At 70.5% G+C, this 26,528-nt stretch carries 25 protein-coding genes, 1 tRNA gene and 1 riboswitch; of the genes, 6 read left to right on the top strand and 20 right to left on the bottom strand.

Annotated features, from left to right (window positions below; genetic code table 11):
- Positions 1–11: 11 nt before the first annotated feature.
- The 7 genes from JN22_RS17895 to JN22_RS17865 form a co-directional block, all read right to left on the bottom strand.
- Entirely contained in the window at positions 12–1,433 is a 1,422-nt protein-coding gene (locus JN22_RS17895; RefSeq protein WP_085555248.1) for a S41 family peptidase, read from the bottom strand.
- On the bottom strand, positions 1,434–2,852 hold the full coding sequence (locus JN22_RS17890) for a murein hydrolase activator EnvC family protein (protein WP_223677775.1): 1,419 nt from the start codon (positions 2,850–2,852) through the stop codon (positions 1,434–1,436).
- A gap of 186 nt (positions 2,853–3,038) precedes the next feature.
- Positions 3,039–4,616 (bottom strand): 2,3-bisphosphoglycerate-independent phosphoglycerate mutase, encoded by a 1,578-nt coding sequence (gpmI, locus tag JN22_RS17885; protein ID WP_085555246.1) that lies wholly within the window; start codon positions 4,614–4,616, stop codon positions 3,039–3,041.
- Between the two features lie 66 nt (positions 4,617–4,682).
- Positions 4,683–5,141, bottom strand: a complete 459-nt coding sequence (gene rlmH, locus JN22_RS17880) for a 23S rRNA (pseudouridine(1915)-N(3))-methyltransferase RlmH (protein WP_085555245.1) — start codon at positions 5,139–5,141, stop codon at positions 4,683–4,685.
- Between the two features lie 28 nt (positions 5,142–5,169).
- A complete protein-coding gene (gene rsfS / locus JN22_RS17875; RefSeq protein WP_085555244.1) occupies positions 5,170–5,625 on the bottom strand; it encodes a ribosome silencing factor in 456 nt (151 codons plus the stop codon).
- Positions 5,622–6,311 carry a nicotinate-nucleotide adenylyltransferase gene (locus JN22_RS17870; RefSeq protein ID WP_085555243.1) on the bottom strand — a complete coding sequence of 230 codons (690 nt, stop codon included), beginning with the start codon at positions 6,309–6,311 and terminating at the stop codon, positions 5,622–5,624. The genes rsfS and JN22_RS17870 overlap by 4 nt, the downstream gene beginning before the upstream one ends.
- 71 nt (positions 6,312–6,382) lie before the next feature.
- Positions 6,383–7,657: a glutamate-5-semialdehyde dehydrogenase gene (locus JN22_RS17865; protein ID WP_085555242.1), complete on the bottom strand. Its 1,275-nt coding sequence runs from the start codon at positions 7,655–7,657 to the stop codon at positions 6,383–6,385.
- 163 nt (positions 7,658–7,820) lie between these two features.
- On the opposite strand from JN22_RS17865, the gene JN22_RS17860 reads away from it, so the two are divergent.
- Positions 7,821–8,564 (top strand): sulfite exporter TauE/SafE family protein, encoded by a 744-nt coding sequence (locus tag JN22_RS17860; protein WP_085555241.1) that lies wholly within the window; start codon positions 7,821–7,823, stop codon positions 8,562–8,564.
- Here the strand turns inward: JN22_RS17860 and JN22_RS17855 are convergent.
- The 5 genes from JN22_RS17855 to rplU form a co-directional block, all read right to left on the bottom strand.
- A complete protein-coding gene (locus JN22_RS17855) occupies positions 8,551–9,234 on the bottom strand; it encodes an HAD family hydrolase (RefSeq protein ID WP_085555240.1) in 684 nt (227 codons plus the stop codon). The genes JN22_RS17860 and JN22_RS17855 overlap by 14 nt on opposite strands.
- Complete coding sequence (proB, locus tag JN22_RS17850; RefSeq protein WP_085555239.1) at positions 9,231–10,400, bottom strand: glutamate 5-kinase; 1,170 nt, start codon at positions 10,398–10,400, stop codon at positions 9,231–9,233. The genes JN22_RS17855 and proB overlap by 4 nt, the downstream gene beginning before the upstream one ends.
- Complete coding sequence (gene obgE, locus JN22_RS17845) at positions 10,390–11,718, bottom strand: GTPase ObgE (RefSeq protein ID WP_085555238.1); 1,329 nt, start codon at positions 11,716–11,718, stop codon at positions 10,390–10,392. Before obgE ends, proB begins: the two co-directional genes overlap by 11 nt.
- Positions 11,719–11,842: 124 nt before the next feature.
- Positions 11,843–12,127 carry a 50S ribosomal protein L27 gene (rpmA, locus tag JN22_RS17840; RefSeq protein ID WP_085555237.1) on the bottom strand — a complete coding sequence of 95 codons (285 nt, stop codon included), beginning with the start codon at positions 12,125–12,127 and terminating at the stop codon, positions 11,843–11,845.
- 36 nt (positions 12,128–12,163) lie between these two features.
- Positions 12,164–12,481 (bottom strand): 50S ribosomal protein L21, encoded by a 318-nt coding sequence (gene rplU / locus JN22_RS17835; RefSeq protein WP_085555236.1) that lies wholly within the window; start codon positions 12,479–12,481, stop codon positions 12,164–12,166.
- A 207-nt stretch (positions 12,482–12,688) separates the two neighbouring features.
- Between rplU and JN22_RS17830 the strand changes: the two genes are divergently transcribed.
- Positions 12,689–12,778: transfer RNA gene (locus tag JN22_RS17830), tRNA-Ser, on the top strand.
- Positions 12,779–12,962: 184 nt separating this feature from the next.
- Here the strand turns inward: JN22_RS17830 and JN22_RS17825 are convergent.
- Positions 12,963–13,265: an STAS domain-containing protein gene (locus tag JN22_RS17825; RefSeq protein WP_085555235.1), complete on the bottom strand. Its 303-nt coding sequence runs from the start codon at positions 13,263–13,265 to the stop codon at positions 12,963–12,965.
- A 316-nt stretch (positions 13,266–13,581) separates the two neighbouring features.
- Between JN22_RS17825 and mgtE the strand changes: the two genes are divergently transcribed.
- The 4 genes from mgtE to thiG all read left to right on the top strand — a co-directional run bounded on the left by mgtE (position 13,582) and on the right by thiG (position 17,358).
- Positions 13,582–14,997, top strand: a complete 1,416-nt coding sequence (gene mgtE, locus JN22_RS17820; protein ID WP_085555234.1) for a magnesium transporter — start codon at positions 13,582–13,584, stop codon at positions 14,995–14,997.
- A gap of 66 nt (positions 14,998–15,063) precedes the next feature.
- Positions 15,064–15,162: riboswitch (TPP riboswitch) on the top strand.
- Positions 15,155–16,336 (top strand): glycine oxidase ThiO, encoded by a 1,182-nt coding sequence (gene thiO, locus JN22_RS17815; protein ID WP_085555233.1) that lies wholly within the window; start codon positions 15,155–15,157, stop codon positions 16,334–16,336. (Overlaps the previous riboswitch by 8 nt.)
- Positions 16,333–16,548: a sulfur carrier protein ThiS gene (thiS, locus tag JN22_RS17810; protein WP_085555232.1), complete on the top strand. Its 216-nt coding sequence runs from the start codon at positions 16,333–16,335 to the stop codon at positions 16,546–16,548. The genes thiO and thiS overlap by 4 nt, the downstream gene beginning before the upstream one ends.
- 12 nt (positions 16,549–16,560) lie before the next feature.
- The gene (gene thiG, locus JN22_RS17805) at positions 16,561–17,358 is read left to right on the top strand and encodes a thiazole synthase (RefSeq protein WP_085555231.1); all 798 of its coding nucleotides are present in this window, start codon (positions 16,561–16,563) and stop codon (positions 17,356–17,358) included.
- A gap of 43 nt (positions 17,359–17,401) precedes the next feature.
- Here the strand turns inward: thiG and JN22_RS17800 are convergent, their stop codons facing one another.
- From JN22_RS17800 to JN22_RS17770, 7 genes are all read right to left on the bottom strand, one after another.
- The gene (locus JN22_RS17800) at positions 17,402–17,956 is read right to left on the bottom strand and encodes a hypothetical protein (RefSeq protein WP_223677774.1); all 555 of its coding nucleotides are present in this window, start codon (positions 17,954–17,956) and stop codon (positions 17,402–17,404) included.
- A complete protein-coding gene (locus JN22_RS17795) occupies positions 17,943–18,815 on the bottom strand; it encodes a hypothetical protein (RefSeq protein ID WP_143268348.1) in 873 nt (290 codons plus the stop codon). The genes JN22_RS17800 and JN22_RS17795 overlap by 14 nt, the downstream gene beginning before the upstream one ends.
- A 101-nt stretch (positions 18,816–18,916) precedes the next feature.
- A complete protein-coding gene (locus JN22_RS17790; protein ID WP_085555228.1) occupies positions 18,917–19,222 on the bottom strand; it encodes an acylphosphatase in 306 nt (101 codons plus the stop codon).
- Positions 19,219–20,949, bottom strand: coding sequence for a long-chain-fatty-acid--CoA ligase (locus JN22_RS17785; RefSeq protein WP_085555227.1), 1,731 nt, complete (start codon positions 20,947–20,949; stop codon positions 19,219–19,221). The genes JN22_RS17790 and JN22_RS17785 overlap by 4 nt, the downstream gene beginning before the upstream one ends.
- A gap of 180 nt (positions 20,950–21,129) precedes the next feature.
- The gene (locus JN22_RS17780) at positions 21,130–22,188 is read right to left on the bottom strand and encodes a serine hydrolase domain-containing protein (RefSeq protein WP_223677773.1); all 1,059 of its coding nucleotides are present in this window, start codon (positions 22,186–22,188) and stop codon (positions 21,130–21,132) included.
- Between the two features lie 267 nt (positions 22,189–22,455).
- Positions 22,456–25,149 carry a pyruvate, phosphate dikinase gene (gene ppdK, locus JN22_RS17775; RefSeq protein WP_085555226.1) on the bottom strand — a complete coding sequence of 898 codons (2,694 nt, stop codon included), beginning with the start codon at positions 25,147–25,149 and terminating at the stop codon, positions 22,456–22,458.
- Between the two features lie 358 nt (positions 25,150–25,507).
- Complete coding sequence (locus JN22_RS17770) at positions 25,508–26,497, bottom strand: glucokinase (protein ID WP_085555225.1); 990 nt, start codon at positions 26,495–26,497, stop codon at positions 25,508–25,510.
- Positions 26,498–26,528 lie beyond the last annotated feature (31 nt).

Genomic DNA, 26,528 nt, shown 5'->3' with positions numbered 1-26,528 from the left:
TCCCGATCCGGTCAGCGCGCCGCGGCGCGCGACTGGAACAACGCGACGCCGCGCAGCAGATCCAGCGCGCGGGCGAGCTGGAAGTCGAAGGGCGGCTGGCCGTTCGCCGCCGCGGGAACCGGGGCGTCGGGATCGGCCGGCGCCGCCGCCGGTGGGGTGGCGGGAGCCGCACCCGGCGTAGCCGGAGGCGTCGTCGTGTTGCTGGCGCCGGGCGCGCCGGCCGGCGGCTTGGTGGTCGCCGGGCTGGGGGCGCGGTTCTGGTTGGCCGGGTCGGTGTTGCGCAAGGCGCCCTTCAGGTCGGATTCGCGGCGCCGCGCGGCGGCGTTGGCCTCCAGATCCTCCAGCTTGGCGACGTGCACCTCGATGTCCGGGGTGATGCCGAGCTGCTGGATCGAGCGGCCCGACGGCGTGTAGTAGCGCGCCGTGGTCAGCCGCATGGCGCCGTGGCCGGGCAGCGGGATGATGGTCTGCACCGACCCCTTGCCGAAGGACTGGGTGCCCATGACGATGGCGCGCTTGTGGTCCTGGAGCGCGCCCGCGACGATCTCCGACGCCGAGGCCGAACCGCCGTTGATCAGGATCACCACCGGCAGCCCCTTGGCGAGGTCGCCCGGCTTGGCGTTGAAGCGGGTGCCCTCCTCCGACTTGCGGCCGCGCGTCGAGACGATCTCGCCCTTGTCGAGGAAGGTGTCCGACACCGACACCGCCTGGTCGAGCAGGCCGCCCGGGTTGTTGCGCAGGTCGAGCACGTAGCCCTTCAGCTTGTCGCCGACCTGCTGCTGGAGCGAGGCGATCGCCTTCTCCAGCCCGCTCTGGGTCTGCTCGTTGAAGCTGGTGATGCGGATGTAGCCGATGTCGCCCTCGGTGCGGTAGCGGACCGACTGCACCTTGATGACGGCGCGGGTCAGCGAGACCTCGAACGGTTCGCCGGCGTCGCCGCGGCGGATCGTCACCTTCAGCTCGCTGCCGACGGGCCCGCGCATCTTCTCGACGGCGTCGTTCAGGCTGAGGCCCATGACCGCCTCGCCGTTGAGCTGGACGATGAAGTCGCCCGGTTGCAGCCCGGCGCGGAAGGCCGGCGTGTCGTCGATCGGCGAGACGACCTTGACGAGGCCGTTCTCCATCGTGACCTCGATGCCGAGCCCGCCGAACTCGCCGCGGGTCTGCACCTGCATGTCCTGGAAGCTCTTCTTGTTCAGGTAGCTGGAATGCGGGTCCAGCGAGGTCAGCATGCCGTTGATCGCCGATTCGATCAGCTGCTCGTCGGTGACCTGCTCGACATACTCGGCGCGGACGCGCTCGAAGACGTCGCCGAACAGGTTCAGCTGCCGGTAGGTCTCCGACGAGTTGCTGGACTGCGCGGTGACGGTGGCGACGCCGGCACCCAGAAACACCAGGGCTGCCGCCGTGGCGGCACGCTTGATCATTCTCATCTACCCTTGTCCTTTCCCCTCCGGGGCGCCGAACCCGCGCTGCGGATTGATCGGCTGACCGTTTCGTCGCAGCTCGAAATAGAGATCCGGACTGCCGTCCGCCGGCATGACGGCGACCGGTTCCCCGGACGCCACCCGCTTGCCGACGGCCGTGTCGATCCGGCCCAAACCCGCAATCAAACTATGATATCCATTGCCGTGTTCCACGATCAAGATAAGGCCATAGCCTTTGAACGGGCCGGCGAACATGATCGATCCGCTTTGTGGCGCGACGACGGTCGCTCCGGCGCGGGTCTGCACCGTCAGGCCGCGGCTGGTGGCGCCGAAACGGTCGGTCTCGCCGTAGCGCGTGGTCAGCCGTCCGCCGGCCGGCAGCGTCAGGCCGGCGACGGCGGGCAGGCCGTCGGCGCGGCCGGCGGCATCCGGAGCGGGTGCCGAGCGGCGGGCGGCCAGCGCCTTCTCGGCGGCCTCGCGGGCGGCCTCCTTGGCCGCCGCCTCCCTGGCGCGCTGCTCCTCTGCCGCTTGCAGGGCGGCGGCCTTCTGCTCGGCGGCGCGGATCTCGGCCAGCTTGCGCTCGGCCTCCTTGCGCTCCGCCTCCTTGCGGGCGGCGAGCTTGCGCTCGGCCTCGCGCTGTTCGGCGAGGCGGCGTTCGGCTTCCCGGCGCTCGGCCTCGCGGCGTTCCGCCTCGCGCTTGGCGGCGGCCTCGGCGGCGGCGCGGCGCTCGGCCTCCAGCCGCTCCATCAGTTGACGCAAGTCGGTGGCCTGACCGGCGAGCGCCCCCATGCGCTGGGCGACCTGGACGCGCTCCTCCTCGGTCTGGCGCGACAGCTCCTCGCGGCGGGCGACGAGTCGGGCCATCTCGCCCTGTTTCGCCGCCAGCGACACGCGGGCGGCGAGCGCCTTGGCGCGCTGGGCGACGAGCTTTTCACGGGTGTCGGACAGGGCGGTCAGCGCGGTGGCCAACGCGTCGGCGCGGGCGCGCAGGGCCGGCACGGTGTCGCGCAGCAGCAGGGCGGAGCGCAGCGTGTCCACCGGCCCGTCCGGCCGGGCGAGCACCGCCTCCGGCGGCACGCGGGCCAGCCGTTGCAGGGCGCCGAGCAGCGAGGCGATCTGCTGGCGCTCGGTGTCGAGCCGGCCGGCGCGGTCGTGCTCCTCGGCCTCCAGGGCGGTGAGGGACTCTTCGAGCGCGTCGAGATCGCGCTCCTGGGCGCGCGACTGGTCGGCGAGGCCGATCAGCTGGCCGCGCAGTTCGTCCAGCTCCTTCTGCTGGGCCTGTGATTTGCGGTCGAGCTGCTGCTGGCGCTGCTTGTCGGCCTGGAGTTCCTGCTCGACGCGCCTGAGGGCCTGGTTCGGCGATTCGCTCTGGGCGAGGGCGGGATGGGCGAGGAGGAGGGCCAGCGCCATGAGTGCTCCGGCCACGGCTCCCTCTCCCGCCCCGGGAGAGGGAAGGGGCCCATGCGCAGCATGGGAAGGGTGAGGGGCTGTCGGGGCATGGATCGAGCCGTGCGCCCGACCGCCCCCCACCCTCCCCACCGCTTCGCGGCGGGTCCCCTCCCTCTCCCGGGGCGGGAGAGGGAACAGGAACCGGGGACCCGCCGGCATCCCCTACTCCGCCGCCGCCGCGCGGGCGGCGTCGCGGGTCAGCAGGTTGCGGCCGGTCATCTCCGCCGGCTGGGGCAGGCCCAGCAGGTCGAGCAGGGTGGGCGCGATGTCGGCCAGACGGCCGCCGCCGATGCGGGCGCCGGCCGGGCCGTTGACCAGCACCAGCGGCACCTTGTCCAGCGTGTGGGCGGTGTGCGGGCCGCCGTTCTCCGGGTCCTTCATCAGCTCGCAGTTGCCGTGGTCGGCCGTCACCAGCATGGTGCCGCCGGCGCGGCGCACCGCCGCCTCCAGCCGGCCGAGGCTGGCGTCGACCGCCTCGACCGCCTTGATCGCCGCCGCCAGAATGCCGGAATGGCCGACCATGTCGGGGTTGGCGTAGTTTACCACGATCAGGTCGTACTTGCCCGAATCGACCGCCGCGACCAGCTTGTCGGTGACCTCGGCCGCCGACATCTCCGGCTGGAGGTCGTAGGTCGCGACTTTCGGCGACTGGACGAGGATGCGGTCCTCGCCGGGATAGACCCGCTCCTCGCCGCCGTTGAAGAAGAAGGTGACGTGCGGGTACTTCTCGGTCTCGGCGATGCGCAATTGGGTCATGCCGGCCTCGCTGACCACCTCGCCCAGCACCTTGGTCAGGGACTTCGGCGGGAAGATGGTGGTCATCAGCTTGGCGAGCGACGACGAATACTCGACCATGCCGACCACCGCCGACAACGTCGGCAGCGCGCCGCGCTCGAAGCCGTCGAAGCCCGGCTCGACGTAGGCGGCGAGGATCTCGCGGGCGCGGTCGGCGCGGAAATTCGCCATCAGGATGGCGTCGCCGTCCTTCATGCCGTCATAGCCGCCGACCACCGTCGGCAGGATGAACTCGTCGTATTTTTCGGCGGCGTAGCTCTGTTCGATCGCCTGGATGGCGTCGTCGGCGCGCTCGCCCTGCCCGTGGGTCATCGCCGCGTAGGCCTTGCCGACGCGGTCCCAGCGCTTGTCGCGGTCCATCGCGTAGTAGCGGCCGATCACGGTGGCCACCTCGACGCCGGGCAGCTCGAACACGTCGGCGAGGAATTCGGCGACTTGGTCCTTGGCGCTCTGCGGCGGCACGTCGCGCCCGTCGGTGAAGGCGTGGATGGCGACCGGCACGCCCTCGCGCGCCAGGATCGCGGCCAGCGCCGCCATGTGCTCCTGGTGCGAGTGCACGCCGCCCGGCGACAGCAGCCCCATCAGGTGGCAGCGCCCGCCGGTCTTCTGCAAGGTCTTGACCAGATCGTAGAGCGCCTGGTTGCGCTCCAGGTCGCCGTTCAGGATGGCGTGGTCGATCATGACCAGATCCTGCATGACGACGCGGCCGGCGCCGATGTTCATGTGGCCGACCTCGGAATTGCCCATCTGCCCCCGGGGCAGCCCGACCTCCTCCTCGCTGGCGTCGAGGAAGGCGGTCGGCTCGCCGGTCCACAGCCGGTCCCAGTTGGGCGTCTGGCCCTGCGCGATGGCGTTGTCGTCCCGTTCCTCGCGGTAGCCCCAGCCGTCCAGGATGCAGAGGACGACGGGCTTGGGCGGGGTCGAGGGGCGGCTGGTCTCGGTCATCGCGGGTCTACCTCTCACGGACGGTGGTTCGGGTCCGGCGCGTCGTTGGCGGCGCCGTTTTCGGGGTCAGGCTCTGTGATATGGGTGTCCGGCCAGGATTTGCTGCGCCCGATAGAGCTGTTCGGCGAGCATTCCGCGCACCAGCATGTGTGGCCAGGTCATCGGGCCGAAGGCCATCAGGAAATCGGCGCGCGCCCGCACCGCGTCGCCATGCCCGTCGGCCCCGCCGATCAGAAAGGCGATGTCGCCGGCGCCACGGTCGCGCCAGTCGCCGACCTTGGCGGCGAAGGCTTCGCTGGGCAGCGCCTTGCCGCGCTCGTCGAGCGCGACGACGACGGCCCCGGCGGGGATGGCGGCGAGCAGAAGCTCGGCCTCCTGCCGCTTCAATTCGTCGGAGGAGAGGCGTTTCTTCACCTCGACCTCCTTCAGGGTGAACGGCCATGTCAGCCGCCCGACATACTCGTCGAACAGGTCGCGCGTCGGTCCACCCCGCGACCGCCCGACGGCGGCGAGCCACACACGCATGGAACGCGGCCCTCCGCCCGGTTTCGCGTCAGGCCGTCAGCCGGGCCGCGTCGGACGCCGCCTGATCCGCCGGCAGCTCCAGACCCCACATCTTCTCGATGTTGTAGAAGGTCCGGACCTCGGGCTTGAACAGGTGGACGATGACGTCGCCGGCGTCGACCAGGACCCAGTCGGCCTGTTCGAGCCCCTCCATCTCGACCCGGCCGAGGCCGGCCTGCTTCAGCTTCTCCGACAGCTTCATGGCCATGGCGCCGATGTGCCGCGTGTTGCGGCCGGACGCGACGATCATGTAGTCCGCGAAGGTGGTCTTGCCGGCAAGGTCGATGACGGTGACGTTGTCCGCCTGGTCGTCGTCCAGGGACGTCTCGATGAGCGCCTTCAGGTCCTGCGGTTCGAGGATCTGGAGAACGGCGGCGGGCCGCGGAGCGGTCGCGGCCGTTTCGGTGTGCGTGGTGATGGTTTCAACCTCTTGCAACGGTGTCACGGTCCGGTGGCGCGTGCCTGCCGGATCGCCGTCGCCGAGGCCGTGTGCAGGGGGTTCCGGAAGAACATCCAGGCCGGCCGCTCGTGGCGCGCCAGCCCCTTGGCCCCATGCATGGACACCCGCCGACGGATGTAACGCTGGGCGGCCTGGCCGCTCAGCGCATTCAAAGAATAGGTCGGGCGGGCGAAAACCGCAACCGGCACCGACTCGAAGATTCGCGTCCAGTGCCTCCAGCGGGGGATCTGCCGCAAATTGTCCGCCCCCATCAGCCAGACGAAGCGGGTTTTCGGGAAGCGCCGGGTCAGCGCCGCCAGCGTGTCGACGGTGTAGCGGGTGCCGAGATCCGTCTCGATCCCGGTGACCTCGATGCGCGGATGGGCGGCGACGCGGCGCGCCTCGGCCAGCCGCTCGGGCAGGGAGGCCATGCCGGACGTGGATTTCAGCGGGTTCTGGGGGCTGACCAGCCACCACACCCGGTCGAGCCCGAGCGCCTTGAGGGCGTAGAGCGAGATGTGCCGGTGCCCGGCGTGCGCCGGGTTGAACGACCCGCCGAGCAGGCCGACGGTCAGCCCGGCGTAGAGCGGGCCGGAGCGCAGCGTGGGTCCCTCTCCCGGGGCGGGAGAGGGAAGGGGCCCATGCGCAGCATGGGAAGGGTGAGGGGCTGGAGGGCGTGTGGCTTTATCCATGTTCCGACAGCCCCTCACCCTCCCCACTTCGTGGGTCCCCTCCCTCTCCCGGGGCGGGAGAGGGCATTATCCTACGGCCGGGTCTGGCCATCGCCGCGCACGACATACTTGTAGCTGGTCAACTGCTCGGCACCCACGGGCCCGCGGGCGTGGAACTTGTCGGTGGAGATGCCGATCTCGGCCCCCATGCCGAACTCGCCGCCGTCGGCGAACTGGGTCGAGGCGTTCCACAGCACGATGCCGCTGTCGATCCGGCTCAGGAAGCGCTCGGCCGCCGCCGAATCCTCGGTGATGATCGATTCGGTGTGGTGCGAGCTGTGGCGGTTGATGTGGTCGATGGCACCATCCACCCCGTCCACCACGCCGCAGGCGATGATGGCGTCGAGATACTCGGTGTCCCAGTCGGCGGCCTCGACCGGCGTCACGCGCGGGTTGGCGGCCTGGGTGGCCCTGTCGCCGCGCACGGCGCAGCCGGCGTCCAGCAGATCCTTGACCAGCAGCGGCAGCGCCGTCTCCGCGATGGCGCGGTCGACCAGCAGGGTCTCCGCAGCGCCGCAGATCGAGGTGCGGCGCATCTTGGCGTTCAGCACCACCTTGCGCGCCTTCTCCAGGTCGGCGGCGGCGTCGACATAGACGTGGCAGTTGCCGTCGAGATGCTTGATGACCGGCACCCGGCTCTCGTCGGCGATGCGCTGGATCAGTGACTTGCCGCCGCGCGGGATGATGACGTCGATGAACTCGCGCATCCGCAGCATGTGGCCGACCGCCGCGCGGTCGGTGGTGGGGACGAGCTGGATCGCCGCCTCCGGCAGCCCGGCCTCGCGCAGCCCCTGCGCCAGACAGGAGGCGATGGCGCGCGACGAGCGCACGCTTTCCGAGCCGCCGCGCAGGATGGCGGCGTTGCCCGACTTCAGGCAGATGCCGCCGGCGTCGGCGGTCACGTTGGGCCGGCTCTCGTAGATGATGCCGACGACGCCCAGCGGCACGCGCACGCGCTGGATGTTCAGCCCGTTGGGCCGCGTCCAGTCGGCCAGCACGCCGCCGATGGGGTCGGGGAAGTCGGCGATGTCCTCCAGGCCCTTGGCCATCGCCTCGATGCGCGTGTCGTCAAGCGTCAGGCGCTCCAGCATGGGGCCGGACAGGTCGCGCGCGTTGGCCAGATCCTCGGCGTTGGCGGCCTTGATCTCGGATGCCCGGGCGCGGATGGCCGAGGCCGCCGCCCTCAAGGCCCGATCCTTGTCCGGCCCTGGCACGGTCGCCAGCGCGGCCGCGGCGGCGCGGGCCTTGCTGCCGAGGGACAGCATCTGATCGTGCAGGGCATCGGTGGTGGCGGGCAGGGCGGACATGGCGCTCTCTCCGTGAAAGGGACGACGACCTTAACGAATAGTTCGCGACCGCGAAAGCGGCTGCGACGATCGGCACGGCCGACCCGACGAAAACGCAGTGGGCCGGAGCGCGGGGGGCGGGCATAGTCGCCGCGGATTTCTCCCTCGACCGGTAGGGTTATCGATGCTGACGCTGCTGCTGATCGTCTCCGCCTTCTTCGCCGGCGTGCTGAACGCGGTGGCCGGTGGCGGCAGCTTCCTGACCTTTCCGGCCCTGATCCTCGCCGGGGTGCCGCCGCTGAACGCCAACGCCACCAGCACGGTCGCGGTGGCGCCCGGCGCGCTGGCCAGCGCCTACGGCTACCGGCGCGAGCTGGGCAAGATCCGCGAGATCCATCTGCCCTCCTTCCTGGGGGTCAGCCTCGTCGGCGGGCTCCTGGGGGCGCTGCTGCTGCTGTGGACGCCGCAGCGGACCTTCGAGGTCATCGTCCCCTGGCTGCTGCTGTTCGCCACCGTGCTGTTCGCCTTCGGGCCGAAGGCGTCGGCCTGGATCCGCCGCAACGTCACGGTCGGTCACGGCGCGGTGCTGGCGACGCAGTTCTTCATCGCCATCTACGGCGGCTATTTCGGCGGCGGGATCGGAATCCTGATCCTGGCGACGCTCGGCGTCTTCGGGCTGACCGACCTGCACGCGATGAACGGGCTGAAGACGCTGGTGTCGGGCTGCCTGAACGCGGTCGCGGTGATCGCCTTCGTGGCCGGCGGCGCCGTCTACTGGACCGAGGCGCTGATCATGCTGGTCGCCGCGATGGCCGGCGGCTACGCCGGGGCGGCGGTCGCCCGCCACATCCCGCCGCCGGTCCTGCGCAAGTTCGTCATCCTCGTGGGCGTGGCGATGACGGTCTATTTCTTCGTCACGAAGGGCTGAGCGACCGCAGGCCGGAGCCGCACAGCGCGTCCCAGTCGAGCGCCGCCGGATCCTCGACCCGGTAATCGACGGCGTCGAAGACGATGGCGGGATTCTGCGGCCAGGCGATGGTCAGCATGCCGGCGGCGCGCGCGCTGCGGGCGCCGGTCGGGCTGTCCTCGATCACCGCGCAGGATTCCGGCGCGAGGCCCAGCGTCTCGGCCGCCCGCAGATAGGGCTCCGGATGCGGCTTGCCGTTGGCGACGTCGTCGCGGCTGATGCTGAAGCGGAAATGCGGCAGCCCCATCGCGGCGAGGTTGGCGTCGACCACCGCACGTCCGCTGTTCGACACGCAGGCCTGATCCAGGCCGCGCGCCGCGAAGCCCTCGACCAGCGCGAAGGCGCCCTCGCGCGGCTTCACGCCGGCGACGCGGGCGACGTAGAGCGCGTTGATCTCGTCGGCCCAGCGGGCGACCGTGACCGGCAGCGGCCGGATGGCGTGCAGCCGGTCGTAATAGTCGCGGAAGGCGACGCCGACCGAGGCCGCGCACTCCTCCTCGCTCACCTCGTGGCCGTAGCCCCGGCAGACCTCGATCATGGCGCGGTGGTGCCAGGGCTCGCTGTCCATCAGCGTGCCGTCGATGTCCCACAGGATGGCCCGGATCGGCGGACGCGCCACGGTGCCGCTCACCGCACCACCAGATCGTCGCGGTGGACGATCTCGTCGCGGCCGCGGTAGCCGAGGATGTCCTCGATCTCGTGGCTCTTGCGGCCGGCGATGCGGCGGACGTCCTCGGCGGCGTAGGCGGTCAGGCCGCGCGCCACCTCGCGCCCGTCCGGCGCCCGCACCACCACCACGTCGCCGCGGTCGAACTCGCCGTAGACGGCCGTCACGCCGGCCGGCAGCAGGCTGGCGCCGTTGCCGAGCGCGCGCAGCGCCCCCTCGTCCACCGTCAGCACGCCGGCGGTGTTCACATGGCCGGCGATCCACGCCTTGCGGGCGCTCGACGGCTCGGCCGAGGGCAGGAACCAGGTGCAGGGCGCCCCGCCGTCCTCGGGACGCTTCTCCAGCGCGGCCAGCGGGTTCAGGCGCTGGCCCTTGGCGATGATCATCCGGCAGCCGGCGGCGAGCGCCACCCGCGCCGCCGCGATCTTCGTCACCATGCCGCCGCTGCTGTAGCCGGGAGGCGGCTCGCCGGCCATGTCGACGATCGCCGGGGTCAGCTCGCGCACCAGCGGGATGTGGGTGGCGGCCGGATCCTTGCGCGGGTCGGCGGTGTAGAGCCCGTCGATGTCCGAGAGCAGGATCAGCGTGTCGGCGCTGATCATCTGGGCGACGCGGGCGGCCAGCCGGTCGTTGTCGCCGAAGCGGATCTCGGCGGTGGCGACCGTGTCGTTCTCGTTGATGACCGGGACGGCGCCCAGCTTCAGCAGCGTGTCGATGGTGCTGCGGGCGTTCAGGTGGCGCCGCCGTTCCTCGGTGTCCTCGCGCGTCACCAGCACCTGGGCGACGGTGACGTCGTGGCGGGCCAGCGTTTCCTGGTAGGCGTGGGCGAGCCGGATCTGGCCGGTGGCCGCCGCCGCCTGCTTCTCCTCCAGCTTCAGCGCGCGGCCGACGAGGCCGAGATGCTCGCGCCCGCAGGCGACGGCGCCGGAAGTGACGATCACCACCTCCTGCCCGCGCTTGCGGCAGGCGGCGACGTCGTCGGCCAGCGCGTCGAGCCATTCGCGGCGGATCCGGCGGGTTTCGCCGTCGACCAGCAGGGCCGAGCCGATCTTCACGACCAGCCGGCGCGAGTCCAGAAGGGTGGGGGGCAGGGTGGGCGAGGCGAGCGGGGAGAGGGTCTCAAGCGCCATGGCGGCCGGTCCCGTCCTTGTCGCCGTCCTTGCCTTCGCCTTGCGCGGTGGCGTCGTCGGACTCTTCCTCTTCGGACTCGTCGAGATCGTCGCCGTCCTCCAGCGCGTCCCCGTCCGCCATCTCCCCGTCCGCCATCTCCCCGTCCGCCATCTCCTCGTCCAGGGCGTCTTCCTCGGACACGTCGTCCTCAAGCAGATCCTCGCCGCCGACCCACTCGCCGAGTTCCTCGTTCCACTGCATCCCGTCGTCGTCCGGCAGCTTCTGGCCGACCGGCGGGCGCGGGATGGAGCGGGTGACCGGCGCGTGGATGACGTCGGGCTCCTCTTCCTTGGACTCCTTGATGGCGGTGAGCAGCCGGTACAGCACCTTCTGCACGCCCTGGCCGGTGGCGCCGGACAGCACCATGACCTCGGCGCCCGATTCGGCCTCCAGCGCCGCCTTCTTCTCCTCGACCTCCTCGTCGAGCAGGGCGTCGGACTTGTTCAGTCCGATCACCTCCAGCTTGTCGGCGAGGTTGCCGCCATAGGCCTTCAGCTCGTTGCGGATGGTGCGGTAGGAGGCGACGACGTCCTCGGCGGTGCCGTCGATCAGGTGCAGCAGGATGCGGGTGCGCTCGACATGGCCGAGGAAGCGGTCGCCCAGCCCGTGCCCCTCGTGCGCGCCCTCGATCAGGCCGGGGATGTCGGCGATGACGAACTCCTCGTCGCCGGCGCGGACGACGCCCAGGTTGGGAGCCAGCGTGGTGAAGGGGTAGTCGGCGATCTTCGGCTTGGCCGCCGTGGTCGCGGCGAGGAAGGTCGACTTGCCGGCGTTGGGCAGTCCCAGCAGCCCGGCGTCGGCGATCAGCTTGAGCCGCAGCCACACCCACTGCTCCTGCCCCGGCCAGCCGGGGTGGAACTTGCGGGGCGCGCGGTTGGTCGGCGTCTTGAAATGCGCGTTGCCGTGCCCGCCGTCGCCGCCGCGCAGGAAGATCCGGCGCTGACCGGGCTCGGTCAGGTCGAGCAGGACGGTTTCCTGATTCTCGTCGAGGATCTGGGTCCCGACCGGCACGCGCAGCACCACGTCGGTGCCGCGCGCGCCGTTGCGGTTGGCGCCCATGCCGTGGTTGCCGCGCTGGGCCTTGAAATGCTGCTTGTAGCGGTAGTCGATCAGCGTGTTCAGGCCTTCCGCGACCTCGATCACCACGTCGCCGCCGCGGCCGCCGTCGCCGCCGTCCGGTCCGCCGAACTCGATGAACTTCTCGCGGCGGAACGCCACGGCGCCGGGGCCGCCGTCGCCGCTCTTCAAGAACACCTTGGCCTGATCGAGGAACTTCATCGTGGGACCTTGCCCGTCAGCGGATCACAGAAAACCAAAACAAAAATCGGGGGCCGGTCGCCCGGTCCCCCGACTTTATCCCACAACCGTGCGCGCCTGGTAAACCGGCAGCGCGACGACCCGGTTACTCCGCGGCGACCGCCGGGACCTGGTCGTTGGCGGCAACCACGTTCACGTAGGTGCGGCCGTTCGAGCTGTGCTTGAAGAAGACCTGACCGTCGGCCATCGCGAAGATGGTGTGGTCGCGGCCGAGGCCGACATTCTCGCCCGGGTGGAACTTCGTGCCGCGCTGGCGGACGATGATGTTGCCGGAGATGACGTTCTCGCCGCCGAAACGCTTCACGCCGAGACGGCGACCAGCGGAATCGCGGCCGTTGCGGGACGAGCCGCCTGCCTTTTTATGTGCCATGGGGTGTTGCTCCTGTCCTTAAAAGACGCCGGCCGATCAGGCCGCGCCGTTGATCCCGGTGATGCGCAGGACGGTGAGGTCCTGGCGGTGGCCGTTCTTACGGCGGTAGTTCTGGCGGCGCTTCTTCTTGAAGACGATGATCTTCGGGCCGCGATCCTGGGCGACCACCTCGGCCACCACGGCGGCGCCGGCCACCGTCGGGGTGCCGATCGTCGTGTTGCCGGCGTCGCCGACCATCAGCACGTCATCGAGCGTGATGGAAGCGCCAGCTTCGGCTTCGATCTTTTCAACACGGATCACGTCGCCATTGGCGACCTTGTACTGCTTGCCGCCGGTGCGGATCACTGCAAACATCGTCGTCACTGCCTATGTCAAAACAAACGGCGGGCTGCTCGCCCACCGTTCGATGCGCAAGCCCGTTCATGGGAGCGGGGATCTATACGCAGCTACCGCCGCGAGTCAACAGGGTTGGTGATGCGATTGTTCGCATTTTTCCGCAAAAAGGGCTTGCGCGGGGGCAGGCGTTTGGTTAGGTTCCCGCCACCCCGGAAACGGGGGCGCGGAGGGGTGGCAGAGTGGTCGATTGCACCGCACTCGAAATGCGGCATACCTGTGAGGGTATCGAGAGTTCGAATCTCTCCTCCTCCGCCAGAATTCTTCCGGAGCGTCGAGGCAAGGGCCTCCGCTCCGGGTCTTCAAAAAGATGACGATCCCCTGGTCTTGGACCGGAACGACGAACCGCCCTGCTCGCCGGCACGGCGGTTTTTTCGTTTCGGGATGCCGGCCGCGATGAGGCGGCCGGCCCGCCGCCGCTTCAGCGGAAGGTGCCGCCGCTTCAGCGGAAGGTGATGTAGCTGTCCAGCGCGGCGCGGCGCAGCGATTTCAGGATGTGCGGCGCCGCGCCGGTGGCGATGATGCGCCCGTTGGCCTCGCGGCAGCGGTTGGCCAGGATGAACAGCATCCCGACCGCGGCGGAATCGATGAAGGTGACGAAGCGCAGGTCGAGCGGGACCACCGGCCGGTTGCCGAAATCCCATTGTCCCAGCATGGCGTGGAACTTCGGCCCGTCCTCGTAGGTGCAGCGGCCCGACAGCAGGATGCCGTCCTGTCCGTCCACGGGGGTGAAGGCGTACTCCATGCGTGCGTCCCGAAAAGATAAAATGCAAACTTTCTTCATGGGACCACGAAGTTTTCCGCAGTGCAAGAGCGTGAAATGAGCGATTTGTAACGTACGCCGACGGCGCCGGTCCGATTGCCGGCCGCCCGGACTGGACAAAGCGGGCATGCGCCTATATCTGGTGGGCGCCCCCGGCCGGACGGCCCAGACGTTCCGTCCGCGGGGCTCGCAAACCCGGTTCCGCCAACCAGCAAGCCCCGACGACGCCGGCCGACCGTCCGCCCCGGACCTCCGCCGCCGCCCCGGCGTTGCCTCGTTCCAAAGGGAGGGTGCCGCGATGCACGCCGATCCCCAGACGCCGAACCCCCGGCCCTCCGCCCCGTCGCCGCGTGACGAGGCGGAGGACGAACGCCGCTACGGCGTCGAGCCGGAGTTCGTGGACGAGATCGTCACCCTGCTGCGCGCCCGCGAGCGCGACGCCGTGCGCGCCCTGCTCGACGACCTCCACGCGGCCGACGTCGCCGACCTGATCGAGCAGATCGATCCGGCCGAGCGCGACGGGCTGATCGAGATCCTGCGCCCCGGCTTCGACGGCGAGGTGCTGTCCTACCTGAACCCCGACCTGCGCGAGGCGGTGGTCGGGCGGTTCGAGCCGCGGGAGCTGGCCGCCGCCGTCGCCGAACTGGACACCGACGACGCCGTCGACGTCATCGAGGATCTCGACGAGGAGACGCGCGCCCGCATCCTGGAGAATCTGCCGGCCGAGGACCGCGCGCTCGTCCAGGAGAACCTGACCTACGACGAGGGCAGCGCCGGCCGCATGATGCAGCGCGATCTGGTCGCGGTGCCGGAATTCTGGACGGTGGGCAAGACCATCGACCATGTCCGCGCCGCCGCCGACGATCTGCCGGAGGATTTCTACGACATCTTCATCGTCGACCCCATGCACCGGGTGGTCGGCGCGGTGCCGCTGTCGCGCCTGCTGCGCCAGCGCCGCACCGTGCGCATCGCCGATCTGGTGACCGACGAGGTCGACGCGATTCCCGCCACCATGGAGCAGGAGGAGGTGGCGAACCTCTTCCGGCAATACGCGCTGGTCTCCGCCCCGGTGGTGGACACGGCCGGGCGGCTGATCGGCGTCATCACCGTCGACGACGTCGTCCGCGTCATCGACGAGGAGGCCGAGGACGACCTGCGCAAGCTGAGCGGGTCGGGCGACACCGGCGTGTTCAGCGGCATCGGCGCCATCGCCCGGTCGCGGGTCGGCTGGCTGACCGTCAACCTGGGCACCGCCTTCCTCGCCTCGGCCGTCATCTCGCTGTTCGAGGGCACCATCGAGCAGATCGTCGCGCTGGCGGTGCTGATGCCGATCGTCGCCTCAATGGGCGGCAACGCCGGCACCCAGACGCTGACCGTCGTCGTCCGCGCGCTGGCGACGCACGAGCTGTCCTCGGCCAACGCGCTGCGGGTGGTCGGCAAGGAGGTGCTGGTCGGGCTGATCAACGGCGCCATCTTCGCGGTGATGGTGGGGGTGATCGCGCTGGTCTGGTTCGGCCCGATGATCGGGGTGGTGATCGCCTGCGCGATGATCATCAATCTGGTGATCGCCGGCCTGTGCGGGGCGCTGATCCCGCTGGGGCTGGAGCGGGTCGGCGTCGATCCGGCGGTGGCGAGCGCGGTGTTCCTCACCACCGTGACCGACGTCGTCGGCTTCTTCGCCTTCCTGGGGCTGGCGGCGGCGATCCTTCTGTGATGCGGAAACGATCCGCCGCCTGAACGATTCCCTCTTGCAAAAGACAGGCGGATCGGAAATATCGGTTGCATTGGCTTGGGGTGCCGCGCGGTGGTCGCGCGGCTGAGATCACACCCATCGAACCTGTCTGGGTAATGCCAGCGAAGGGAGCCGTTGCATGGTCCATGCACCGAATCCGCGTTTTCACACGCACCCGTCCGCCGGGGCGCGTCCGTCCGTCGCCATCCTGGGGGCCGGCTGCATCGGCCTGTCGATCGCCTGGAGGCTGGCGGCGTCCGGTTGTTCCGTCGACGTCTTCGATCCCGGCGCGGCCGGGCGCGGCGCCACCCACGCCGCCGGCGGCATGCTGGCGGCCTGCGTCGAGACGGAGCCCGGCGAGGAGAGCCTGCTGCCGCTGACCCGCGCCTCCCAGGCCCTGTGGCCGGGCTTCGCGCGCGAGCTGGAGGAGGCGAGCGGCCTGTCCGTCGATCTGCGGACCGACGGCACCATGGTCATCGCGCTGACCGCCGACGACGCCGCCAAGGTCCGCTTCCTGCACGAATTCCAGCGCGGGCTCGGCCTGCCGGTGGAGTGGCTGACCGGGGCGGAGGTCCGCCGCCGCGAGCCGTACCTCCAGCCCGGCGTGGCCGGCGCCCTGTTCTGCCGCGAGGACCATCAGGTCGACAACCGCAAGCTCGCCGCCGCCCTGCTGCGCGCCGCGCGGGCGGCGGGCGCGCGGATCCACGAGCGCTGCGACGCTCCCGCCCTGCTGGTCTCCGGCGGGCGCGCCGCCGGGGTGCGGGTCGGCGACGTCACCGTCTCGGCCGACCGGGTGGTGCTGGCGGCCGGCGCCTGGTCGGGGCTGGTCGATGGGCTGCCGCCCGTGGCGAAACCGCCGGTGCGGCCGGTGAAGGGGCAGATGGTCTGCCTGCGGATGGATGCCCGGCTGCCCCTGCTGCGCCACGTCGTGTGGACGCCGGGCACCTACCTGATCCCGCGCCTGGACGGCCGGCTGCTGATCGGCGCCACCACGGAGGAGCGCGGCTTCGACGACCGGCTGACGGCCGGCGGCCAGTTCGCCCTGCTGGAGGGGGCGTGGCGCGCCCTGCCGGGCGTCGCCGAGCTGCCGATCGAGGAAAGCTGGGCCGGCTTCCGCCCCGGCAGCCGCGACGACGCGCCGATCCTCGGCGAGACCCCGGTGGAGGGGCTGATCCACGCCACCGGCCACCACCGCAACGGCGTGCTGCTGACCCCCATCACCGCCGACGGCATCGCCCGGCTGGTCCTGACCGGCGAGACCGACCCGGTGATGCGCCCCTTCGCCGCCGGCCGATTCGCGCCGAGGGGAGCCGCCGCATGACCGCCGCCGCATCCATCCGCGTCAACGGCCGCGAGGAGCCGCTGGCCTGCGCCTCCGTCGCCGAGCTGCTGGCCGGGCGCGGCATCGCCGAGGATGCGCGCGGCGTCGCCGTGGCGCTGAACGGGGCCGTGCTGCCGCGCCGCCGCTGGACCGGCACCGCGCTGACCCCCGGCGATTCCCTGGAAATCGTCCGTCCGATCCAGGGCGGCTGAGGACATCCGATCATGACCGATACCATTGGCAACGACACCCTGGCCATCGCCGGGCGCGACTTCGGCTCGCGCCTGTTTCTTGGCACCGCCGGCTACCCCAACCAGCAGGTCATGCTCGACGCGCTGGCGGCGAGCGGCACCGAACTCGCCACCATGGCGATCCGCCGCATCAGCCTGGACGGCTACGCGGAGAGCCTCGTCGACGTGCTGCACGGCGCGTTGGGCGGCCGGGTGGGGCTGCTGCCCAACACCGCCGGCTGCCTGACCGCCAAGGAGGCGGTGCTGACCGCGCAACTCGCCCGCGAGGCGCTCGACACGCCCTGGATCAAGCTGGAGGTCATCGGCGACCGCGAGCTGCTCTACCCCGACGTCGAGGAACTGCTGCGCGCCACCGAGGAGCTGGTGAACGACGGCTTCGTCGTGCTGCCCTACTGCAACGACGATCCCGTCACCTGCCGCAAGCTGGCCGACCTGGGGGCGGCGGCGGTGATGCCGCTCGGCGCCTTCATCGGCTCGGGCCTGGGCATCCGCAACCCGCACGCCATCGAGACGATCTGCGCCCGCAGCCCGGTTCCGGTGGTGCTCGACGCCGGCATCGGCACCGCGTCGGACGCGGCGCGGGCGATGGAGCTGGGCTGCTCCGCCGTGCTGCTCAACACGGCGGTGTCGAAGGCGCGCGACCCGGTGCGGATGGCGGCGGCGATGCGCGACGCGGTGGCCGCCGGGCGCGGCGCCTTCACGGCCGGGCGCATGCCGATGCGCGCCTTCGCCGAGCCGTCCAGCCCGCAGCTCGGGCTGATCGGGGGCTGATCGCGGTCGGGAGCCGTCCCAACCGGGACCATGGGCGGCTCGCTCAACCCTTCTTGTAGGCGCCCAGCTTCGGATCGGGCTGGGCGTCGTTGAGGACGCGGGCGTCCTCGTTGGTCATCGACTGGACCGTGCAGGCGGTCGAGTTTCCGTTGCGGAACAGGTAGATCAGCTTGCGGTCGGCCTTCTTCTGCGGGTCGTGCAGGTTCAGGCCGTGGCCGAAGGCGACGCCCAGCACCTCGCCCTTGAAGAAGGCGCGGAAGCGCATCGGCATCAACTCGCGGAAGCGGCGGGCGGCGCAGTCCTTGCTGAGATCCTTCTCGAACCGGCCGGCCTTGCGCCAGTCCTGGGTGGAGCGGATCGTCATCCATTGCGGCGGCAGCGGGAACTTGGTGAGCGGCGGCGCGATCGGCAGGTCGCGGCCGGGCGGAACCGGCGCCATGTGGTCGGGCTCGGTGCGGTCGAGCGGTCCGGCGAGGGCGGAAGGGGCCAGGAGACCCAGCAGGAGAACGGCGAGACTCCCCGCCCGCCACCCCTCTCCCCGGGGGGACGACGGGGAAAGCCAGGGAGTGGGAATGGGCCGGCGGTCAGATTCGGACATCGAAGCCTTCCTTGCGAATCGCCTTGCCCATCGCCTCCACCGCTTCGGCGCCCTTTCCGCCGAGGGCGGTGGGCAGCAGGCCCTTCAGGTCGAGCGACAGGCTCAGGCTCCCGTCGGCGGCCGGAGCCCCCTTCGGAATCAGGGTCGCCGCCCCCTCCAGCCCCTCGGGCCGGCCCGTCATGCTCCCCTGCAAGGCCCGCATGATGCCGTCCAGCTCGTCCGCGCCGAAGCCGTCGGCCCGGATGGTCAGCCCCTGCGGCCGGGCGCTTTCCGACACCCGCGCCATCGACAGGCTGGAGCGGTCGAAGCCGAGCGCCAGCGGCGTGCCGCCCTGCCGCAAGGCCAGTTCCACATTGGCGACCTCGACCGAGACGGCGGTGGCCTCATGATGCCCGGCGCCGGACGGGGCGAGCGGGCGGGCCTCGCCGGGCGGACCGTCGATGCGCCCGAAGGCGGCCTTGCGGTCGTCCTCGCCGAAGCGTCCGGTGAAGCCCTTCACCGCCTCCTCGATGGCGTCGTCCTCCAGCCCGAACGCCGCCAGCATGCGGCCGAGGTCGCGTCCCATGGCCTCCATCACCTCGCCGAGGCGCTCGGCGAAGGCGTCGCCGTATTCCAGCGCCCCTTGCGGGGAGGCGAGCGCATCGTCGGCCCCGTCGGCGGGGCCGCGCAAGGGCTTGGCCAGGCCGTCCAGGGCGGCGCTGAGCAGGACGGCCGGGTCGGACGGGGGGCGGGCCGGCGTGGCGGCCGTCCTCGTCCCGCCGTCCGGCGTCCTGCCGGCCGCCTTCTCCTTGGCCTCCGCCGCCTTGGTGAAGGCGCTGGCGAGCCTGGATTTCAGAGAGCCGATGTCCGACCCGCTCACGACCGCCTCCCCCCGTTCCGCCAGGACCACGCCGCCCATCCTGCAGCCGGCATGGTTAGCGGAACCCTAATGGAAGCGGCCGGACGCGCGGCGCAAGCGGGTCAGACGGTGGCGCGCTGTTCGAAGGGGCCGTCGCCGGGGTCGTCGGCGGGCTCCGTCACCACGTCGCGGACCAGCGCCGCCGAGGGGCCGCGCCGGCAGGCTTCCAGCATGCGGTCGACGGCGTCGGGCGGGCCGGCGAACAGCGCCTCGACCGCGCCGTCGGAGCGGTTGCGCACCCAGCCCGAGAGGCCGAGGGCGCCGGCCGTCTCGACGGTCCAGCCACGGTACCACACGCCCTGCACGCGCCCGGACACCCAGGCGCGCACGGCCTTGCGCGGGGCCTTGTCCGGGGCGGCGGCGGTCACGCCGTTTCTCCGGCGCGCTTGCGTTCCTCCTCGTCGAGCAGCGCCTTGCGGGACAGCTTGCCGATCATCGTCTTGGGCAGCTCGCCGCGGAACTCGATGTGCTTGGGCATCTCGATGGGGGACAGCTTGTCCTTCAGGAAGGCGATCAGCTCGTCCGACGTCAGGCTCTGGCCGTCGTCCACCCGCACATAGGCCTTCACCGTCTGGCCGCGGTACTCGTCGGGGATGCCGGCGACCACGCATTCGGCGACGGCGGGGTGCAGGTAGATCGCCTCCTCGACGTTGCGCGGGTAGACGTTGAAGCCGCTGCACAGGATCATGTCCTTGATGCGGTCGACGATGGTGGTGTAGCCGTCCTCGTCCATGATGCCGACGTCGCCGGTGTGCAGCCGGCCGTCGACCAGCGTCTGCGCCGTCTCCGCCGGCTTGTTCCAGTAGCCCTTCATCACCTGCGGGCCGCGGATGCAGACCTCGCCCTTCTCGCCGGGGGGCAGGACGCGGCGCGGCTCCTCCAGGCTGACGATCTCGATCACCGTGCCGGGCAGCGGCAGGCCGATCGAGCCCTTCTTCGACGGGTGCAGGACCGCCGGGTTGCAGGTGGCGACCGGCGAGGATTCCGACAGGCCGTAGCCCTCGACCAGCGTGCAGCCGGTGGTGCGCTCGAACGCCTCCTTGACCTCCAGCGGCAGCGGCGCGCCGCCCGACATGCAGAAGCGGATCGAGGACAGGTCGTGCTCCTTCAGCCGCTTGTGGTGGTTGATCGCGGTGTAGATGGTCGGCACGGCGGGGAACAGGGTGATGCGCTCCTTGGCCAGCGTCTCCATCACCTGGTCCAGCTCGAAGCGCGGCAGCAGGACGATCTCCGCCCCCATGCGCAGGCCGAAGTTCATCACCGCCGTCATCGCGAAGACGTGGAACAGCGGCAGCACGCCGAGCAGCTTTTCCTGGCCGGAGTGGTCCTGGCCGGGCGCGCGCTCCTTCGCCTCGTACCACGCCGCGCACTGCACCGTGTTGGCGTAGAGGTTGGCGTGGGTCAGCATGGCGCCCTTGGGCACGCCGGTGGTGCCGCCTGTGTATTGCAGGACGGCGACGTCCTCGCGCGGGTTGATGGAGATCGGGTTCAGGCGGCCGTCGTTGGCGACCAGCGTCTTGAAGGAGAGATGGCGGTCGTCCGACGGGATCGACGCGATGTCGGCCCGCTTGGCGATGGGGAACAGCCAGTTCTTCGGGAAGGGCAGGATGTCGGCCATCCGGCAGATCACCAGCCGCTTCAGCGGGGTTTCCTCCAGCATCCGCGCCATCTTGCCGTAGAGCAGCTTGAGGTCCAGCGTCACCATCATCTCGATGCCGCTGTCGTTGATCTGGTGGACCAGCTCGCGCTCGGCGTAGAGCGGGTTGAAGTTCACCACCGTGCCGCCGGCCTTCAGGATGCCGAAGAAGCAGATGATGTAATAGGGCGTGTTGGGCAGGAACAGCCCGACCCGCGTGCCCTTGCCCACGCCGGCGGCCTGGAAGCCGCGCGTGGCGCGTTCCACCATGCGCCCAACCTCGCGGTAGCTGGTGGTCTTGCCGAGAAAGTTCAGGCAGGTCTTGTCGCCATGGCGCGCCACCGCCTCGTCCAGCAGGACCGGCAGGGGCAGGGCCGGGATCGGCATTCCCCAATCGACGCCCGGCGGGTAGGACGCGAGCCACGGATGGTCGGAGAGTTTGCGGGCCGCTTCACCCATGCGTGTTTCCTCCCAAGGTTTCTTGTTCGCTGCGCGCCGCTCTTGGGCGACGCATGCGGCAATCCTATACCCTATAGGGAAGGATTGTCCCCTGCTTGAAATCCCCTGCTTGAAAGATGGGCACGCCACCCCGGCGAACAAGCCTCGGCACAACTCCACGCGGCGCGACTCCACGGGCTGTCAGCGCAGCCGGTGCGCGACCTCCACCGCCATCCATTCCGGCAGCCCGACCGACTCGCCGTCGGTGAGCACCGCGACGGAAACCGGGCGCGGGCCGGGCACATGGTAGGCGGCGACGGCGACGCCGGGCCCGCAGCCGATGTAGCCCCAATAGGGGCCGGCGCTGGGGTCCAGCTCCACCATCAGCCCCATCCCGTAGGACGGTTCGACCCAGGGCCGCCCGCCCAGCGGGGCCTTGACCGGCAGCCCGTCGCGCATCCGGCGGAACAGCGCGTCGGGCAGGTAGCCCGGCGTCGACAGGCCATGGATGAAGCGGGCGGTGTCGTCCGCCGTCATGGCGGCCACGCCGTGCGCCACCCAGCCGGGGTGGTAGCGGTCGACCACCAGCTCGCCGGGGAAGGCCGGGCTCGGACCGAACAGCAGGGCCGCCAGCTCCGACCGCCGTTCCGGCAGGGTCGCCGAGGTCAGCCCGAGCGGACGGAAGACCTCCGTGGCCAGCACGGTGGCGAGCGTCGCGCCGCCGGCCCGCTCCAGCAGCCGGCGGATCAGCAGATAACCGATGCTGGAATAGGCGAAGACGCCGACCGGAGGGCCCTCGACGCCGCAGCGGGCAAGGAATTCGTCGCCGCTCCACGGCTCGTCGCCGGCGGCGATGGCCGCGCGGTATTCCTTCCGGCCGCCGTAGTTGGGCAGGCCGGCGCGGTGGGACAGGATGTCGGCGACCGTCACCGACGCCGGGCGTCCGGCCAGTTCGGGAAGCCAGCGCTCGGCCGGTCCGTCCAGATCGACCACGCCGCGCGCGGCCAGCCGCAGGACGGCGGCGGCAAGGATCGTCTTGGTCAGGCTGTAGAGCAGGGCGCGGCGGTCGGTGGCGGGCTTCAGGCGGACGAAGCCGGACCGCGCCAAGCTGACGTTCCAGCTCCGGTCGCCGCTGAGGATCGACAGGGTTGCGATGCGCGCCCCCTGCCCGTTGCTGCGGTCGGCCTCCTCGTTCAGCAGACCCTTCAAGGACTCCACCAGCTCCGCCATGCCGGCCGCATCGTCCAGAACCTCACCCATCGCACGCAGTCTCCCGTTCATCAAATGCACCGCTAATGCCCTTGATACGACGGGGTGGCCGGCTTGGTTTCGATTCTGTAACATCCGGGGGACTCCTGACGGGATCGCCCTGGATGACCCTGTTAACGTTTGGGTAAACTGGGGGACCCTTGCGGTATTCAAATCCCGGAAACACCGCCGTCACGGGTGTGGGCGGCACGAAAAAGCCCCCTCTTCCGCGGAGGAAGAGGGGGCTTCCGTTTCGGCGAGCCCTGCGTCGGGCGCGCGTCAGTCGCGCTTGACGGTGTCGCTGTCCAGCGCGGCCTGGGCGGCGGCGAGGCGGGCGATCGGCACGCGGTAGGGCGAACAGGACACGTAATCCAGCCCGATCTTCTCGCAGAAGGAGATGGAGGCCGGATCGCCGCCATGCTCGCCGCAGATGCCGAGCTTGATGTTGGAGCGGACGGCACGGCCGCGCTGGGCGGCGATGTCGATCAGCTCGCCGACGCCGGTGGCGTCCAGCGTCTGGAACGGGTCATGTTCCAGGATGCCCTGGCGCTGGTACTCCGGCAGGAAGGCGCCGGCGTCGTCGCGCGACAGGCCGAAGGTGGTCTGCGTCAGGTCGTTGGTGCCGAAGGAGAAGAACTCCGCCGACTGGGCGATGTCGCCGGCCCGCAGGGCGGCGCGCGGCAGCTCGATCATGGTGCCGACGAGGTATTCGATCTCCTGGCCGGTGGCGGCCTTGACCTCGGCGGCGGCCTTGTCGATCACCGCCTTCAGGATGTCGAACTCCTTCTGGGTCATGATCAGCGGGATCATGACCTCGGGCGTCACCGTCGAGCCGCTGGTCTTCGAGACCTCGGCCGCCGCCGCGAAGATCGCGCGGGCCTGCATCTCGTAGATTTCCGGGTAGGTGATGCCGAGGCGGCAGCCGCGATGCCCGAGCATCGGGTTGGCCTCGTGCAGTTGAACCGTCCGGTGGCGCACCCGCAGCGGGTCGGTGCCGGTGGCCTTGGCGACCTCGTCCATGTCCTGCTCGGTGTTGGGCAGGAACTCGTGCAGCGGCGGGTCGAGCAGGCGGATCGTCACCGGCAGGCCGGCCATGATCGTGAACAGATCGACGAAGTCCTGCTTCTGGTAGGGCTCCAGCTTGGCGAGTGCTGCACGGCGGCCCTCCTCGCTCTCGGCCAGGATCATCTCGCGGACGGCGAGGATGCGGGCCGGGTCGAAGAACATGTGCTCGGTGCGCGACAGGCCGATGCCCTCGGCGCCGAACTTGCGCGCGGTGCGGGCGTCGAGCGGGGTCTCGGCGTTGGTGCGGATCTTCATGCGGCGGATGCCGTCGGCCCAGCCCATCAGCGTGGCGAAGTCGCCCGACAGCTCCGGCTGGATGGTCGGCACCTCGCCCAGCATCACCTCGCCGGTCGAGCCGTCGATGGTGATGACGTCGCCTTCCTTCACGGTGACGCCGCGCACCGCCATCTGCTTGGTCTTGACGTCGATGCGCAGGTCGCCGGCGCCCGAGACGCAGGCGCGGCCCATGCCGCGCGCCACGACGGCGGCGTGGCTGGTCATGCCGCCGCGGCTGGTCAGGATGCCGCGCGCCGCGTGCATGCCGTGGATGTCCTCCGGCGAGGTCTCGATGCGGCAGAGGATGACGGCGTCGCCGACGGCGGCCATCTGCTCGGCTTCGTCGGCGGTGAAGACCACCTTGCCCGAGGCGGCGCCCGGCGAGGCCGGCAGGCCCTTGGCGATCACCTTGCGGTCGGCCTTGGGGTCGAGCGTCGGGTGGAGGAGCTGGTCAAGCGAGGCCGGGTCGATGCGCTTGATCGCCTCGTTGCGGTCGATGACGCCCTCGTTGGCGAGGTCGACGGCGATCTTCAGGGCCGCCGGGGCGGTGCGCTTGCCGTTGCGGGTCTGGAGCATGAACAGCTTGTTCTGCTGGACCGTGAACTCGATGTCCTGCATGTCGCGGTAGTGCTTCTCCAGCGTGAGGCGGACCTCGTTCAGCTGGTTGAACACCTCCGGCATGACCTCCTCCATGGCGGGGAGGTCGGACTTGTTGGCGATCTTGCCGGCGACGGTCAGGTGCTGCGGCGTGCGGATGCCGGCGACCACGTCCTCGCCCTGGGCGTTGACCAGATATTCGCCGTAGAAGGCGTTCTCGCCGGTCGACGGGTTGCGGGTGAAGGCAACGCCGGTGGCGCAGTCGTCGCCCATGTTGCCGAACACCATGCACTGCACGTTGACGGCCGTGCCCCAGCTCGCCGGGATGTCGTGCAGGCGGCGGTAGGTGATGGCGCGGGCGTTCATCCACGAGCCGAACACGGCGCCGATGGCGCCCCACAGCTGCTCCTGGACGTCCTGCGGGAAGGGCTTGCCCAACTCGCGCTCGACGGCCTTCTTGTATTCCTCGATCACGGCCTGCCAGTCGGCGGCGCTGAGATCGGTGTCGAGGCTGTAGTTGCGGTCGCGCTTGTGGCCGTCGAGGATGTCCTCGAAGTGATGGTGGTCCACGTCGAGCACGACGTTGGAGTACATCTGGATGAAGCGGCGGTAGCTGTCGTAGGCGAAGCGCGCGTCACCCGAACGCGTGGCGAGGCCGCGCGCGGTGATGTCGTTGAGGCCGAGGTTGAGGACGGTGTCCATCATGCCGGGCATCGAGGCCCGCGCGCCCGAACGCACCGAGACCAGCAGCGGGTTGGCCGGGTCGCCGAACTTGGCGTCCATCGCCGTCTCCAGCCGCGCGATGGCGGCGGCGACCTGGGTCGTCAGCTCCGGCGGATAGTTGCGGCCGTTGGCGTAGAAATAGGTGCAGAGTTCGGTGGTGATGGTGAAGCCGGGAGGAACCGGGAGGCCCAGATTGGCCATCTCGGCCAGATTGGCACCCTTGCCGCCCAGCAGGTTCTTCATATCGGCCCGCCCCTCGGTGGCGCCGGCCCCGAAGCTGTAGACCCACTTGCTCTCGCCCTGGCTCGACATCGCAGACATCCTTGCTCGCCCATGGTCGTCCGGCGTCGGTCACGCGTGGTCAACAACATTGACCGACAGGCCGCTGGTGCGACCTTCTATCGTCCCGTGCGGAGGGACACAAGACAGTCGCGTGGTCTAAGACCGACTATCATGCCGATTATGGGCGGCCACCCTTGCGAATATAACGGATTGCAACCTTTGCCATTGCTCCGGCGAAACCGCATACCCGCTGACTTAATGCCGTTTCATCTGAAAACGCCTTGGGGATTGAACGCCTGTTCAACGGAAATTGCCCGCTTTCTCAAAGCGTCGTCATGCCCGGACTTGGGATGCGGGCCTCCGGCCGCGACATCCCCGCAGGCCGCCGTCAGGATTCCAGCGCGCCCGCCGCCTCGGCCAGCCCGAGGAAGGCCGGCAGCTCGTGGGTGACGACGTAGGTGGGGACCGGGGTCAGGAAGTCGCGCATCCGGCCCTTCTCCAGGAAGCGCTTGCGGAAACGGGAGTGGGTGAAGAGCGGCCCCAGCTTCGGCACCACCCCGCCGGCGATGTAGACGCCGCCGCGCGCCCCCAGCGTCAGGGCGAGGTTGCCGGCCACCGTGCCGAGCATGGCGCAGAACATCTCCACCGCCTCGACGCAGTGCGGGTTGCCGCCGGCGACCGCCGATTCGGTGATCTGCGCCGGCGTCAGCGCGGGCGGCTCCCGCCCGTCGAGGATGGACAGGGCGGCGTGCAGGTTGACCAGGCCGGGACCCGACAGAACCCGTTCGGCCGAGACATGGTCGAAGCTCTTGCGGAGCTGCCCGAGCACGGCGCTCTCGCGGTCGCTGATCGGCGCCATGGTGACGTGGCCGCCCTCGCCGGACAGCGCCGACCAGCGCCCGCCGGCCCCCGGCACCAGCCCCGACACGCCGAGCCCGCTGCCCGGCCCGAGCACGGCGATCACGCCGCCCGGCTGCGGCGCCCCGTCGCCGACCTGCCGGCGGTCGGAGGAGTCCAGCCGCGGCACCGACAGCGCGACGGCGGTGAAGTCGTTGATCACCGCCAGCCCCTCCACCAGCCCGAGCGCGTCGCGCACCCGGCCGATCGAGAATTGCCAGACGAGGTTGGTCATGGCGACCCGGTCGCCCGTCACCGGGCCGGCCACCGCGAAGGCGCCGCGCCGGGGACGGCCGGGGGCGCCGGTCTCCGCCAGCCCGACCGCCGACAGATAGGCCGAGGCGGCGTCCTCCAGCGAGGAATAGTCGGCGACGCGCAGGATGCGCACCTCGCGGATGGCCCGCCCGTCGATCAGGCCGAAGCGGGCGTTGGTGCCGCCGATGTCGGCGACCAGGATCGGAGAGGTGGCGTCACGGGGCATGATCGGCTCTGGCTCGGTTGAAGACGGCGCT

Origin of the sequence: Azospirillum agricola, assembly GCF_020005195.1 — a bacterium.
Classification (GTDB): domain Bacteria; phylum Pseudomonadota; class Alphaproteobacteria; order Azospirillales; family Azospirillaceae; genus Azospirillum; species Azospirillum agricola.
Note: the sequence above shows the minus strand (reverse complement) of the source record. Positions and strands in the feature narration are given on the sequence as shown.

Excerpts from the sequence above, each read along its gene's own strand:
- ppdK (WP_085555226.1), bottom strand. The coding sequence starts at position 25,149 with ATGTCGAGCCAGGGCGAGAGCAAGTGGGTCTACAGCTTCGGGGCCGGC.
- rplU (WP_085555236.1), bottom strand. The coding sequence starts at position 12,481 with ATGTTTGCAGTGATCCGCACCGGCGGCAAGCAGTACAAGGTCGCCAAT.
- JN22_RS17800 (WP_223677774.1), bottom strand. The coding sequence starts at position 17,956 with ATGTCCGAATCTGACCGCCGGCCCATTCCCACTCCCTGGCTTTCCCCG.
- JN22_RS17860 (WP_085555241.1), top strand. The coding sequence starts at position 7,821 with ATGCTGACGCTGCTGCTGATCGTCTCCGCCTTCTTCGCCGGCGTGCTG.
- thiS (WP_085555232.1), top strand. The coding sequence starts at position 16,333 with ATGACCGCCGCCGCATCCATCCGCGTCAACGGCCGCGAGGAGCCGCTG.
- thiG (WP_085555231.1), top strand. The coding sequence starts at position 16,561 with ATGACCGATACCATTGGCAACGACACCCTGGCCATCGCCGGGCGCGAC.
- JN22_RS17770 (WP_085555225.1), bottom strand. The coding sequence starts at position 26,497 with ATGCCCCGTGACGCCACCTCTCCGATCCTGGTCGCCGACATCGGCGGC.
- JN22_RS17865 (WP_085555242.1), bottom strand. The coding sequence starts at position 7,657 with ATGTCCGCCCTGCCCGCCACCACCGATGCCCTGCACGATCAGATGCTG.
- rpmA (WP_085555237.1), bottom strand. The coding sequence starts at position 12,127 with ATGGCACATAAAAAGGCAGGCGGCTCGTCCCGCAACGGCCGCGATTCC.
- JN22_RS17895 (WP_085555248.1), bottom strand. The coding sequence starts at position 1,433 with ATGAGAATGATCAAGCGTGCCGCCACGGCGGCAGCCCTGGTGTTTCTG.
- mgtE (WP_085555234.1), top strand. The coding sequence starts at position 13,582 with ATGCACGCCGATCCCCAGACGCCGAACCCCCGGCCCTCCGCCCCGTCG.
- JN22_RS17870 (WP_085555243.1), bottom strand. The coding sequence starts at position 6,311 with ATGGATAAAGCCACACGCCCTCCAGCCCCTCACCCTTCCCATGCTGCG.
- thiO (WP_085555233.1), top strand. The coding sequence starts at position 15,155 with ATGGTCCATGCACCGAATCCGCGTTTTCACACGCACCCGTCCGCCGGG.
- proB (WP_085555239.1), bottom strand. The coding sequence starts at position 10,400 with ATGGCGCTTGAGACCCTCTCCCCGCTCGCCTCGCCCACCCTGCCCCCC.
- gpmI (WP_085555246.1), bottom strand. The coding sequence starts at position 4,616 with ATGACCGAGACCAGCCGCCCCTCGACCCCGCCCAAGCCCGTCGTCCTC.
- obgE (WP_085555238.1), bottom strand. The coding sequence starts at position 11,718 with ATGAAGTTCCTCGATCAGGCCAAGGTGTTCTTGAAGAGCGGCGACGGC.
- JN22_RS17780 (WP_223677773.1), bottom strand. The coding sequence starts at position 22,188 with ATGGGTGAGGTTCTGGACGATGCGGCCGGCATGGCGGAGCTGGTGGAG.
- JN22_RS17785 (WP_085555227.1), bottom strand. The coding sequence starts at position 20,949 with ATGGGTGAAGCGGCCCGCAAACTCTCCGACCATCCGTGGCTCGCGTCC.
- JN22_RS17825 (WP_085555235.1), bottom strand. The coding sequence starts at position 13,265 with ATGGAGTACGCCTTCACCCCCGTGGACGGACAGGACGGCATCCTGCTG.
- rlmH (WP_085555245.1), bottom strand. The coding sequence starts at position 5,141 with ATGCGTGTGTGGCTCGCCGCCGTCGGGCGGTCGCGGGGTGGACCGACG.